The sequence below is a fragment of the Emticicia sp. C21 genome, from assembly GCF_003418935.1.
Taxonomy (GTDB): Bacteria; Bacteroidota; Bacteroidia; order Cytophagales; family Spirosomataceae; genus Emticicia.
The window spans coordinates 148,131-161,812 of the sequence record NZ_QVMT01000009.1; the positions used below are offsets into that span (position 1 = coordinate 148,131).

At 38.0% G+C, this 13,682-nt stretch carries 11 protein-coding genes; 7 read left to right on the top strand and 4 right to left on the bottom strand.

Annotated elements, in window-relative coordinates; translation table 11 throughout:
- Positions 1-18: 18 nt before the first annotated feature.
- Positions 19-1,212 (bottom strand): histidinol-phosphate transaminase, encoded by a 1,194-nt coding sequence (locus D0T08_RS19445; RefSeq protein WP_116984352.1) that lies wholly within the window; start codon positions 1,210-1,212, stop codon positions 19-21.
- Between the two features lie 957 nt (positions 1,213-2,169).
- Between D0T08_RS19445 and D0T08_RS19450 the strand changes: the two genes are divergently transcribed.
- Genes D0T08_RS19450 through D0T08_RS19460 form a run of 3 tightly spaced genes read left to right on the top strand, consistent with a single transcriptional unit; the run spans position 2,170 to position 7,364 of the window.
- Positions 2,170-5,340 (top strand): SusC/RagA family TonB-linked outer membrane protein, encoded by a 3,171-nt coding sequence (locus D0T08_RS19450; protein ID WP_229238999.1) that lies wholly within the window; start codon positions 2,170-2,172, stop codon positions 5,338-5,340.
- 39 nt (positions 5,341-5,379) lie between these two features.
- Positions 5,380-6,849: a SusD/RagB family nutrient-binding outer membrane lipoprotein gene (locus D0T08_RS19455; RefSeq protein WP_116984353.1), complete on the top strand. Its 1,470-nt coding sequence runs from the start codon at positions 5,380-5,382 to the stop codon at positions 6,847-6,849.
- A 41-nt stretch (positions 6,850-6,890) separates the two neighbouring features.
- A complete protein-coding gene (locus tag D0T08_RS19460; protein ID WP_116984354.1) occupies positions 6,891-7,364 on the top strand; it encodes a hypothetical protein in 474 nt (157 codons plus the stop codon).
- A gap of 62 nt (positions 7,365-7,426) precedes the next feature.
- Here D0T08_RS19460 and D0T08_RS19465 read toward each other — a convergent pair whose 3' ends face one another.
- The 3 genes from D0T08_RS19465 to D0T08_RS19475 form a co-directional block, all read right to left on the bottom strand.
- A complete protein-coding gene (locus D0T08_RS19465) occupies positions 7,427-8,152 on the bottom strand; it encodes a hypothetical protein (RefSeq protein ID WP_116984355.1) in 726 nt (241 codons plus the stop codon).
- Complete coding sequence (locus D0T08_RS19470) at positions 8,118-9,218, bottom strand: AMP-binding protein (RefSeq protein ID WP_116984356.1); 1,101 nt, start codon at positions 9,216-9,218, stop codon at positions 8,118-8,120. The genes D0T08_RS19465 and D0T08_RS19470 overlap by 35 nt, the downstream gene beginning before the upstream one ends.
- A gap of 64 nt (positions 9,219-9,282) precedes the next feature.
- Complete coding sequence (locus tag D0T08_RS19475) at positions 9,283-9,753, bottom strand: ubiquinol-cytochrome c reductase iron-sulfur subunit (protein ID WP_116984357.1); 471 nt, start codon at positions 9,751-9,753, stop codon at positions 9,283-9,285.
- A gap of 361 nt (positions 9,754-10,114) precedes the next feature.
- On the opposite strand from D0T08_RS19475, the gene D0T08_RS19480 reads away from it, so the two are divergent.
- The 4 genes from D0T08_RS19480 to D0T08_RS19495 all read left to right on the top strand — a co-directional run bounded on the left by D0T08_RS19480 (position 10,115) and on the right by D0T08_RS19495 (position 13,600).
- Complete coding sequence (locus D0T08_RS19480) at positions 10,115-10,585, top strand: DUF2452 domain-containing protein (RefSeq protein ID WP_116984358.1); 471 nt, start codon at positions 10,115-10,117, stop codon at positions 10,583-10,585.
- A gap of 91 nt (positions 10,586-10,676) precedes the next feature.
- The gene (menB, locus tag D0T08_RS19485; RefSeq protein ID WP_116984359.1) at positions 10,677-11,489 is read left to right on the top strand and encodes a 1,4-dihydroxy-2-naphthoyl-CoA synthase; all 813 of its coding nucleotides are present in this window, start codon (positions 10,677-10,679) and stop codon (positions 11,487-11,489) included.
- Positions 11,490-11,565: 76 nt separating this feature from the next.
- A complete protein-coding gene (locus tag D0T08_RS19490) occupies positions 11,566-11,973 on the top strand; it encodes an EVE domain-containing protein (RefSeq protein WP_116984360.1) in 408 nt (135 codons plus the stop codon).
- Positions 11,966-13,600: a hypothetical protein gene (locus D0T08_RS19495; RefSeq protein WP_116984361.1), complete on the top strand. Its 1,635-nt coding sequence runs from the start codon at positions 11,966-11,968 to the stop codon at positions 13,598-13,600. The genes D0T08_RS19490 and D0T08_RS19495 overlap by 8 nt, the downstream gene beginning before the upstream one ends.
- Positions 13,601-13,682 lie beyond the last annotated feature (82 nt).

Sequence of the window (13,682 nt, forward strand, 5' to 3'; positions counted from 1 at the left end):
ATAATAATCGAGACAAGCTTAGCTGATTTCTTCCAGGGCTTTAACGAAGAGTTTCATTTCGTCCATAGTACCCATGCTTACTCTACACCAGGTTTTCTTCTGGATGTCGAAAGTTCTTACACCAATACCTTTCGCATACATTTTGGCTAAGAAATCTTTACCATCCATCGTAATTGGGAAGATTACGAAGTTGGTATAAGATGGAATGTATTTGTAATTCATCTTATCCAGATTTGAACACAAGTAGGCTTTCACCTCAGAGTTCAGCTTCTTGGTCATAGTCTGAAACTCCATATCTTCGATACTTGCTGAGGCAGCTAAAACCGAAGTATAAGAGATACCCATACCACCTCTGGTGATATTCTGAATTTTATCTAAGAAAGCTGGCTGAGCAGCAATATACCCCACACGTAAACCTGCCATACCCATAATTTTAGAGAATGTTCGGGCAATGATTACGTTTTTGTTTTGTCCTAATAATGATACCATACTTTGGGTACCTGTTCCTTCTGCTAACTCTAAATAAGCTTCGTCAATGAATACGGGAACTTTTTCTGATACACGTGCGCAGAAATCTAATAAGGCTTTGCCATCAGTAATACTACCTGTTGGGTTATTTGGATTACATATATATACTAATTTGGTATCTGCATCGATGGCTGCTTCCATAGCAGGTAGGTCATGAGACCAGTCACTTTTACATGGAACGGCTTTCCATTTTGCACCAACCGATTTTGCTACACTTACTAATGACATATAGCATGGGTCTGCAGAAACGATGTTGCCGCCATGCATGAATTGTACTAAGGCTACTTTTTCTAATAAATCAGATGATCCAGGGCCCATCATAATATGATTTGGTGTTACACCAGGTCCTTCTTTTTTAACAATTTTACCTACCAAATCACTCAACTCTTTCCAGGCATAGCGGTTACCTAAGGTAACAGAATCAACTACTGCCTGTTTTGCACTGGCTGGTGGACCATAAGGGTTTTCGTTAGCATTCAAACGTGCCTTTAATTTGGTTACATCTGGAGGATTACTGATGAAATGTTCACGCATTAAAGGAGTATAATATAATCTATTTTTACTGTCTAACTGAACAGGTGTATTCGGAAATGCGCCCATACTTAACTGAGGAGCGATTACCATTCCACCCAATGTCAACAAGCCTGACTTTAAAAGATTGCGTCTGTCAATGTTCTGATTCATCTTAATAGATTGTTTAAAGAGTATAAAATTGTTTAGCTTTTAAGTAAACTGATTAATTCTAAGTATTTGCTTAAACAGACAGTGATTGACTGAACTGTACAATTCAGAAGATTCGGCTTGCGTTGACATTGAAATATTGCTGAGTATTTCAATGTGTTTTAGAAATTGTAGAAAAGTAATATTATTTAACAAAAGTAGTATAATGCAATAAAATTACAAAATTTTATTGCATTAAATTTTAACATGTTTTTTATATATTTTTATTTTTTCCGACAATTTAGTTTAATATGAAATATATAATTCAAATTTTTATATAAATTTATAAAATTTTGGTCAAAAATTAAATTTGTAATATATTTTAAATAATTTCGAATTTATAGTAATAAATTTTAAATTATTGCACATATTCAAGTTAATATTTAACGATTTAAACTATTTTTAATATTAAGTTAAATTTTTGTTAAAATAATTTGCAAGTAATTTTTACAACATATACTATTGCAGTAGAAATTATTAGAAAAGTACAATAACACTTCATCAGAAACTCACTTCCGACCGCATAAGCCGAGTAACTGAACTCTATAACACTCAAACTTCTTATTAGCGAAGTTGCGGGGCCGATGGTCTTCTTTAATGAACGACTATTAGCAATTGCTGAATACCTTTAAATATATTCAGAAAAACTCATATAAAGAGTTGAAAATCTATTTATATGTCCGTTTTGGACATATACCGGTAATACATTGCCCATTTGACATCAATAAACTAAACTAAACCTCTAAAGATTAGAAGAGTTAGGCTTGCACCTCTCTTGCTGACGTGGCTCCCGACTTCAATCATACCTCGAAGCTGAGCGGTCGGAAATTCGAGCGATTGATTGAGTCGGACAGCTTCGTAAGTCTCACTCGCCTCTCTTACTGCCTATTGTTTTAAACCTTTACAAATCACCTTACACTTATGAAAAAACATTTATACTATCTGACAGTTATGTTGCTTCTCCCCTTAAGCATCCTCGCCCAGGACAAGGTTCTGACAGGGGTTGTCAATTCAATAGAAGAAGGTGCACTACCAGGGGTTTCAATTGCCTTAAAAGGATCAGCTATAGGAACATTAACCGATGCCACAGGGAAATTCTCTCTTAAAGTACCTGCATCAGGCGGAGTTTTAGTATTCAGTGCCATTGGCTTTGCCACATTAGAAGAAAAAATAGATAATAGAACGACATACGAAATTTCACTGAAAGCAGATGCCAGAGCATTGAATGAAGTAGTAGTAACAGCTTTGGGGATTTCTCGTGAGAAGAAATCACTGGGATTCTCCCAACAGGAAGTAAAAGGTGACAATCTGGTAGAGGCACGTTCAACCAACGTGGTAAACTCTCTTTCTGGTCGTATCGCCGGAGTAAGAATCAGTAGCAATGGCGGGCCGGGTAGCGGTTCCACTATCCAGATACGCGGTTCATCTTCGGTTTCAGGTAATAACCAACCTCTGATTGTATTAGATGGCGTACCTCTTCAGCAACAATATGATAAACAATTCGGTGGCGGGATTTCAGAGATAAATCCTGACAATATTAAAGACATTTCAGTACTTAAAGGGCCTAACGCTGCTGCCCTATATGGTTCAAGAGCAGCCAACGGGGTTATCCTGATTACTTCAAAAGACGGTGCAGGTTCTAAAGGAATCGGCATAGAATATAATGCCAACTTCACGGCTGAACGCCCTTTGGTAAAACCAAATTTCCAGAATACTTACGGCGGTGGTAATGGCTATACCACCTGGTATTCTGATGGTTGGAGTGGTACTATCCAACCTGATGCCTATGACCAATATAAAGCCGCTTATGGTTTTGTAAATCCCGGAAAAACTACCGGAACTGACGGGACTGATGAAAGCTGGGGCGCTCCTATGGACGGACGTTTGATTCGCCAATGGTTTACTGGAAAAGACGTTGCCCCGTTGACTCCTCAACCTAATAACTGGAATGAATTCTGGGAAACAGGGACATCATTTACTAATCATATCGCCCTATCAGGCGCTAACGAGAAAGGAAGTTTCCGTGTAGCCTATGATAGATTAGCGCAAAAAGGTATTGCCTATGCCAATGACTTCGAAAGAAGCAACTTCAAACTTAATTCAAATTATAACCTGACCAAGTATCTTTCAGTTACCGCCTCAGGAGAGTATATTAAATCTGGTGGCAATCGTACTTATCAGAATGGCGATACTTTTATCTGGTCTCACCGTCATGTTTCCTGGGATCAACTCGCTAATTATAAAGATTATGCGGGCGTTCATATTCAACGGGCAGTGGCTGGTAAATTACCTGATAGTGACCCGCCTAACTGGCAGCATACTTATTTTACTAACCCTTATTATACCAACGAATATCTGCCTAACAGAAACGACAAAGACCGTTTGGTTGGTAATATCGCCATCAATGCCAAAATTCTACCCTACCTTAAATTAATGTTAAGAACCGGAACTGATTTATGGACTGATACCAGAATTAACATCGCCAACTTTGAAAGAGTACGTAACGGTAACAAAACACCTGGTACGTATTCAGAAGAAGTGCTTCGTCGTCAGGAAAGCAATCACGATTTCTTGTTGAGTTTCGATAAAAATTTTGGTAAAAACTTTTCATTAGTCTCACAAGCGGGAGGAGCATTGAGAACCAATTATTATAAAAGAAATTTTACAAACGTGGGTGAACTGGTAGTTGATGGAGTTTACAACCTATCTAACTCTAATCCAAGCCAGAACTCAGTTGCTAGCCGTATAGAAAAACAAAACGTACAAAGTTTGTATGGTTCTGTGCAATTTGGCTACCTGAACGCCTTATTCCTGGATGTCACTGCCAGAAACGATTGGTCGAGTACCTTGCCAGCCAATGCCCGTTCTTATTTTTATCCATCTGTTTCGGCCAGTGCGGTTATTACAGATCTGGTAAATATCCCTAAGAATATATTATCATTCGGAAAAGTAAGAGCCAGTTTAGCACAAGTAGGAAACGATGCTGACCCTTATCAGTTAGCGCAAACCTTCCGTGCCAGTGGTTCGTGGAATGGCTCAATTCCTGAGTATTATGAGAACATAACCATCTCAAATTCAACCCTTAAACCTGAGATTACCACAGGAATTGAATTAGGACTCGACCTTCGTTTCTTTAAAAACAAAGTGGGCTTAGACTTAACGTATTACGACCAGGCTACCAAAAACCAGATTCTTGGTGTAGAAATTTCTAAAGCCAGTGGTTACGATAAACGTATCCTGAATGCCGGTAGAATCAATAACAAAGGTATTGAGATTACATTGTCTGGTACACCATTTGAGACAATTAGCGGCTTTAAGTGGGATGTAGCGCTGAACTTTGCCAGAAACAGAAACCTGGTTGTTGAATTAGCCGAAGGCCTAACTACTTACACTTTACAAGAACGCAGAGGCTTGATTTCGATAGCACAAGTAGGTCAACCTTACGGCTCGCTATATGGCATCGGTTTCAAACATGCACCTGATGGACAAATAGTTTATGTAGATGGTTTGCCGGTTGTAGAAACCTCTCCAAGAGTATTAGGCAATATCCAACCTGATTGGACGGGTGGTATGTCGAATACTTTCTCTTATAAACGCTTAAGCCTGACTTTCCTGATTGATGTGAAAAAAGGTGGTGATTTCTTTGATGAAGGAACAGGAACTGCCCGCTGGACTGGTCAATATGCTGAAACAGGTATTGGTCGTGAAGAGGGAGTAATTGGTAAAGGGGTGAAAAATGTAGGTACTACCGATAATCCTCAATATGTACCAAATGATGTAATGGTGGCTGCGAACCAATTCTATGGTTATAATAACCCAAGAAGATATCATGAGGCCGCTATTTTTGATGGTAGCTATGTAAAACTTCGTGAGGTTTCATTAGGCATTAAATTACCGGAATCAATTCTGAGAAAAGTAAAAATCCAGAACGCTAAACTTTCAATCGTAGGTAGAAATCTGGCTATCTTATTCAAAAACGCTCCTCATATCGACCCTGAAGTTGACCGTTTCGGTGGCAACTCGCAAGGATTTGCCTATGGTGAATTACCATCGTCAAGAAGCATGGGTGTCAATCTGAATTTAGGGTTCTGATCTGAGGAATTTGTTTTTCATTACTAAACTTGAAATCTTATGAAATCATATAAAATACTAGCCTCAATACTTGTTTTATTGAGTATTTCTCTGAACTCATGTATCGAAGAGTTCGACGAAATGAACACAGACCCTAATAACCCCACAAGCATAAGTCCCCAATATTTATTGCCTTATGCTATTGAAAAATCAGTTGACAGGTACTGGGGTAGCAATATCAGATTTGAACGTCTGAATTTGGATGGCGCTATGCTATGGATTCAGTACTTATCAAGAAATATCTACTCAAATGAGGGTGATAACTATGGTATAACGCCAACTTTCTATAATAATACCTGGAAATCATTCTTCAATGATGGCCTGGTAAACTTTAACAGTATTATAAAACAGGCAGGGTCGGACAGCAAAACACCAAACGCTAATTATGAAGGTGCAGCTATTGTCATGCGTAGTTGGGTATTTTCAGTATTAACTGACCTTTATGGTGCCATTCCCTACTCGCAAGCCTTAAAAGGTACAGATGGGTCTCCTATATACACTCCTGAATACGATTCTATGGATAAAGTCTATGCAGGTTTAATAGCTGATTTAAAAGTAGCTAACGAAAAGTTAAGTGTAACAGGCCCTGCCATTTCTGGTGACATTTTGTATGACGGCAACATTCTGAAATGGAAAAAATTTGCCAATTCTTTGAGACTTCGTCTAGCCAACCGTCAGGCGGCTAAGAAACCTGCAGAATCAAAAGCAGTAATGGCTGAAATTTTAGGGGATGCTACCAAGTTTCCAATTTTCACGAGCAATGATGATAATGCGCTTTTGAAAAATACCGCTACCCGCCCAAGTAATAACGAGTGGCATGAGGTAATGGTAATGGGTAGTCGTACGGACTGGAGCATGAGCAAGACTTTTGTTGATAAACTGACCAGTTTAGGAGACACACGCCTATCAGTATTTGCCAATACCAATGGCGCAGGTAAATATGAAGGTATTCCGAATGGTTTGCCTGATGCCATTGCTACCACTTATTTAAGTTCAGCTTCAACTTTGGGCAGCTATTTTATGCAAGCGAACACTCCAAGTGTAATTATGACTTATAGCGAATTGCAATTAATTCTGGCGGAAGCGGCAATTGACGGGGATGTTTCTGGCGATGCCGATGCTTACATGAAAAAAGGTATTCAGGCTTCGTACGATCAATATAAAGTGACTGTTCCGGCTAATTACTTTGAAAATCTGGGTACTGCTACGAGAGAAAAAATCCTTGATCAGAAATGGATAACCTTATTTGGTAATGCAGTTGAAGCATGGACGGAGTATCGTCGCACAGGTTTCCCTATATTACCAGCCAAAGATCCAAGAGCAGTTTTTGAGAATGAGGGAGTATTGCCTACCCGATTACCTTATCCGACTACTGAATACTCACTCAATAAATCAAGTCTGGAGAAAGGAATCACAACAAATGGTGGAGCTGATAATATGAGAACTAAACTGTGGTGGGCTGAGAAGTAATTTTTGGTGCCCCCTTTTTATCACTTTTAAACTTAAAGAACATGAAAAAGACCATATATATATTATTTCTGGGGCTAATCATATTAGCATCAGCCTGCGAAAAGAAAGACCCCTTTGTAGATAGAGTAGTCTCCCCGTTGCTTTTCTTAGTAATAGATGATAATGGGGTAGCATCATCTGGCTTAACAACTGAACCAACGGTTTCAAGCAAAATCTCCAAAGATGTTACTTTCTCCGTTAAATTAGTTGAATTAGATAAAACCAATATTCTGGACAATACCAAAGGTATTGATTCCTTAGCTGTGAAGTCTTTACCAATTTCGCTATCCATCAGAGGTGGCGCGAAAATTGGTGATTTAACAACCAATGAAAAAGGCATGGCAAGATTGACAAAGTCGTGGGTAGATTTGGGTATTGCTGCACCGAAAGCAGGCACTACCGTCTTATTAAGCTGGTCGGGTACATATAAAGATGTGAAGTTTACGAAGTATACCCGCGTTCAAGGAGCGAATTAATAATCATAGGTTGAATAGATAATGCATAAACTCATCTCAAACTTTAGAGATGAGTTTTTTATTTATAGCTTAAACAACTTCTGAATTTTATAGGACTCAATTAGTAACGACTTACCCACTTCGTACCAATAGCCATCACCAATATTAACAAAAGTACCTTTATGGGCAGGCTTCTGGTTAAAGGCTGTATCCATAATAAACTCGCCCGAAAATGTATTCTTCAGGATAAAATTGAGTTCTTCCCAAGGAAGGATAGATGTTCTTCCGGACTGGTTATTTTCTTTTCTGCTGAGGTCAACTCTTCTTTCTACGAATGAAGCATTGATGGTTATTTCTTTTGTTTCACCCGCCTGATTTTTAAAGAAAACAAGATGAAGTGGTAATTCTCTTTTGGCTTTTTCGAAAACCGCCTGTTGTACTTCTTCTAACAGATACGACAATTTTTCTGCATTTGACGGATAAAATGATTGCCTATCTAAATCCAATTGCCAGAAAGATTGATGCGGTTCTAAATCTTTAACTTTTAATGGCTTAGCCGATTTCAGATTGCCATATAAAATATCTTTCCAGACATCAGGCAATGTGCCCTGCCAGCTAAAATCATCATTACCCAAGAAGCCTTCATCCAGAATTTCTTCTTCAGTCAGTAAATCTCTATCCAGATAAGACAATTCAAAAGAAAGGTTTAGTTCTTTATTTTGTACAATTTCCCCTGAAAGTTCTATTGCATGAGCAAAAGGCGGTGGGATATTCTCAGAGGTTTGGTATTTGAGGGAGAACGTAGACATTGACGGTTTTAATTTTATCGATTTTACCTGTTGGGGTTTCAATCATTTTTTCAACAAAAAATACTTCTTTGGGAATCTCAAATTTAGATAATTTTTCTAAGAAACTCAGTCCCAATTCATTGCCGTTTGAGAGCGGCTTTTTACTTTCTACTACCAGTATCAGCTTTTGTCCCAGTTTAGTATCAGGCACGCCATAGGCAAAGAATCTTCCGTTAAAATCCAGTTTAGCCAGTATCTCCTCCCCTACGCTTTCAACTTTTTCTAACTGAATTTTTACCCCTCCGCTATTAATAATATTATCAAATCGACCAATCAGTTTAAATTTGTTTTGTTCAATTACCTCAACAATATCGTTCGTGATAATCCATTCGTTATCCGTTGATTTAGACTTGATTTTCAAGCATTCTCTTTCGTCTTGTGCAATTTCAACTCCTTCTAAAACTGTAAAGAAATCTTCCTGATTTGGCCCATTTAATCGCTTGATGGCAATATGAGTAAGGGTTTCTGTCATGCCATAGGTAGCATAAACCGGTGCATAGATTTTCTGTATCTGTGCATGAACTGACTCACTAATACCTGCACCACCTATAATGATACTTTTGGCCGAATTTAGTGTATCAAGAAATTTTTCAGATTCTTCCAGAATCGTTTGAATCTGCAAAGGCACAAAGGCGAAAAAGTTTTTGCCACGATTTGAGTTGAGCAGGTACAAGTGCTTTTCGTTACCCGTAAAAGGGCTAGAGCTTGGCTCTACAATCATTAAATCCATACCGAGTTCAAAGGCACGCACCAGCATCATCATTCCGGCAATATAATCTACACTTAAGCAACAGAAAGCTGTATCACCCTCTTGCAAATTAAAGGTTTTAGCCGTTAAATAAGCTGATTCGATTAATTGCAGACGTGTGAATGTAATAGGCTTGGGAATACCCGTTGAACCAGATGTATGAATGGTGAAAGTTTGTTGCCCCGAGTCCCACGCCTCTTTAAATTTCAATACTTTATCATAGTAGATGTTGTTGGGAGCAGTATTAATGAGCGTTCCATCTTTTTCTAAGAATATCATACAAGCAAAATAAAAACCCTTCTTAAGCGAGTCAAGAAGGGTCGTTTAAGATTATGGTGCAAATTTACTCAAAAATGCGCACAGTATTATTGGTTAAATCAGAAGAAATCGAATATTTCTTCAGCGCCGTAGTTGCAGGCCCTTTTTGCACAGTACCATCTGACTTAAATTCTGACTGGTGATTCGGGCATAAAAAATCGTTGGTAGCGGCTCTGTAGCCGATAGTTGCAGACTCATGGGTACAGATGGCGCTTACAGCTATAAAAGCATCAGCATTAGTATGCGCTACAATAATGTTTTGTGGTTTTACGACTACAAACCCTCCCTTATTTTTCAATGTTGTATAAGAAGCGTTGTTTAAGTCTAGAGTAAAATCTACTTTGCCAGAACCTCCGTTCGGGTCCGGGTCTGGGATTTCACTGTCTCCACCACAGGACTGTATACAGTTCATAAGCAGAATTGCTCCAAAACTAATACCTACCTGTTTCATAAATTCCTTTCTGTCAATTGTTTTACTGTCTGCCGTTGGAGTCATAGTATTATTCGCTATGGTTTAAATGGATGCATTATATAGTTTTAACTGTTGTGTTTATATTCATACTTAAGACGTAAGATTATGGGCAAAGGTCGCAAATGAGAGCCCTTAAAAGTCATAAAATCTATAATTTCAAAAATTAATAGATATTTAATCTATAATAAAAAAAAATACTTTACTTATTATCTATATTTACTTACATTTGCAGTAATAAACAATTTAATTGTTATTAAAAGTAAAACTCAAAAGGTGGTATTTTGGTTTTAGTAAATAGCACAGCATTTTGAAAAATTACATTTTAGAAATTATTATTTTTTAAATATTTAGTACGGAAACAAAGTTTTCAAAATAAATTTGCATGATGGAAAAGAATCCGATAGACAAAATTAAGGTGGCCGAAAATCCGGGCTTAATGGAATATGCCCATACAGCAGGTAGTGCAGTGATACGCCCTGAGGATGTCGGAAAAGTAAAGGGCAAAGCGCAATTGGCCATGCGTCAGCAGACCAATGAGCAATTGGGTAAGATTTACAAGCAAATGGAATTACTGGCTCAACAGGCCAAAGAAATCAAAAACCGGATTGATATTTCAGAACGTATATATGATGCGGCCATCGGATTTGAGCCTATCATCAACCATGTCTATTATTTATATGAAAAGAAAGATGGTTCAGATATATTATCAATGGTAGCGCCATTAGAATGGGGACGTTCTTTTCCTTTCAATCAGTTTTTAGCGAGAGTTTTTTTATTAGCAGATCATACCTGGAAAGTCGAGTTTTTTCAGGAAGATGACCGTACAGATACGCTAGATTTAGATGAATTGGATTGAAAATATTAGGTCATAATTCAGCATTGATACTAATTCTTGCATATTACAACAATCATATATTTTTTACTAATTATATCTCCAAATATAAATTATGAATTGGGAAACAATTAAAGAGTACGAAGATATTAAGTTTGGTTTCTTCGAGGGAATTGCCAGAATCAGTATTAATCGTCCGGAAAAACATAATGCTTTTCGTCCGCAGACGGTCAAGGAAATGATTGATGCCATGGCGTTTTGTCGTGAGGAGCCTTCAATTGAAGTAATTATTCTGACGGGTGAAGGCGGAAAAGCTTTTTGTAGTGGAGGCGACCAATCGGTTCGTGGGCATGGCGGTTATATTGGCGACGACCATATTCCACGTCTGAATGTACTCGATTTGCAAAAAATGATTCGTTCGATTCCTAAAGTTGTGATTGCTTCGGTAGCAGGTTGGGCGATTGGCGGGGGTCATGTACTACACGTGGTTTGTGATTTAACGATTGCTGCTGAAAATGCACGTTTCGGACAAACAGGCCCGAAAGTAGGTAGCTTTGATGGGGGCTTTGGTGCGAGTTACCTGGCGCGCATAGTAGGTCAGAAAAAAGCACGTGAAATCTGGTATTTATGCGACCAATACAATGCACAGGAGGCTTTAGATATGGGATTAGTTAATAAAGTAGTACCATTAGAGCAATTGGAAGAAGTAACCGTTGAATGGTGTAGAAAAATACAGGAGAAATCGCCATTAGCTGTCAGAATGTTGAAATCATCATTCAATGCTGAGTTAGATGGACAAGCAGGTATTCAGGAATTAGCTGGTAATGCTACATTGCTTTACTACCTGTCAGACGAGGCCAAAGAAGGGTTCCGATCTTTTTTAGAAAAGCGCAAACCTGACTTTAAAAAATTCCCTAAGTTCCCTTAATAATATTTTGCAGAATCAGCCCCATTTACTGGGGCTTTTTTTATATTTACCCATTAACTTAAAACTATCGATAAAAATGAACTATTGGCTTGTAAAATCTGAACCTTTCAAATATTCTTGGGATGATTTCGTTAATCAAGGCGTAGGGATGTGGGATGGTGTACGAAATTATGCCGCACGCAATAATCTGGCTGCTATGAAGCTGGGAGATCTTGTGCTTTTTTATCACTCCAACGAAGGACTTGACGTAGTTGGAATCGCCAAAGTTGTGAGAGAATCTTATCCTGACCCAACCATAGATGACCCTCGCTGGGTAGTTGTTGATTTATCGCCAGTCGAAAAATTACCTAAGGGTGTCACTCTACAAGAAATTAAAGCAGATGAAAGATTACAAGATATGGCCCTAATCCGTCTATCAAGGCTTTCAGTACAACCAGTAAAAAAAGAGGAGTTCGACATTATAGTCGCTAAAAGTTATGAATGACAATCACAAATATGTTCAACAAAAGACCAATCATACACATACTGCCTTAATATTCGTCAAACTGTGTATATTGGCAAGCGTGACGCTTCTTCTAACCTTAACTGCTACTCAGGCTCAGAGTGTCAAACGCATTGAAATACCAACAAATGGGGAAGATAATAAATATCAGGTAATTACTCTTGGAGAGGAGGGATTGTTAATATTGTCAAAAACATCAAAGAAGACATTCAATATCACCAAGTTTGATGCTGAACTGCAGCAATCGTGGTCGGTTAACGGAGATTTGGAAGAAAACCAGTCTTACGTTGATTATGCGCGTGATGGACGGGATATTTATTTTCTTTTCAGCAAATTCAATAGTGATCTTTATCAGATTATTAAGGTTTCTACCGGAATAGGTATTATGCAGAAATTCTTCTTCGAGAATATCTCACGATTTGAGGTATCAGAATTTAAAGTGCATAACGATTTTGCTTACCTGGCGGGAATGGTAAAGGAAGAGCCTGTTTTAATGAGTGTCAATCTGCAAAGATTACAACCACGTATTCTGGCTGGCGGACTAAAAGGCACTGCCAGTATATCATCCATAGATTTTGATGATGAAAACGGTTTGTTAGTGGTTTCATATTCTGTAAAAAAAGGCCGTTCAAGCTATATGGTAGTAAAACGCATTAATCCAAATGGAAAAATCGTAGAGCAGCTAAGCGTAGAACCGGAGGAAGATTACGGACTTTTGACAGGAAAGTTATTTTCATTGAATGATGGTACACAATTAATGATTGGTAATTTTGGTTACAAAGGCTATCAGTCAAATGGTGTTCCTATGTCGCAAGGTTTATACATCAGTAAAGTTGATGAGGAGAACCCTGAATATGTAAAAATGCATAGTTTTACAGAGTTTAAGAATTTCTTCAAGTTCATGTCTCAGAAACAACAGGACAGAATAGAAAGACAGATTACAAAAAAACGTGATAAAGGCAGTGATTTAAGGCTGAATTATCGTGTTCTGGTACATGATATTATCCAAAAAGATAATCAATATATTCTGGTAGCTGAGGTATTCTACCCTGAATTCAGAAACAATAATAATTTTTATGGCTCAGGTATGTATGGTAGTCCGTTCTACAGCCCTTACGGGTTTAATACCATGAGTTATTACAGATACTACGGCTTGAACTCATGGGCCTGGAACCCATGGTTATATGGCGGTAGCAGAGGGTTTAATAATCAGCAATTTGATGGTTTTAAATATACTCATGCGGTGGTAGCTGCTTTTGACGAAAAAGGTAATCTGATTTGGGATAATAGCTTTAGTTTCGACAACGTGAAAAGTCAGGAATTGAAAGAGAAAGTAAAAATTAAGCTGGACAGTAATAACGATATTACACTTGTATATAGTAATAAGGGCAAATTAGCCAGCAAAATAGTGCGAGGTAATGAAGTAATTGAAGGCAATAAAGTGCTTGAAGTAGGTACAGAGCAGGATGGAGACAAAGTAAGAGATACTTCGACCGACGACCTTGAATACTGGCATCAGAATTATTACTTAGCCTGGGGTTATCAGAAAATTGCCAATAAAACTGGTGGTTCAAGAAAAGTGTTTTATCTGAATAAGATTGCATTCTAGTCTCAATGGGAAAACAGTATTAATAGTGTTTAAAATATTAATCACTAAATCACCCAATTACTTAGCAGTAAAAGAAAATCTA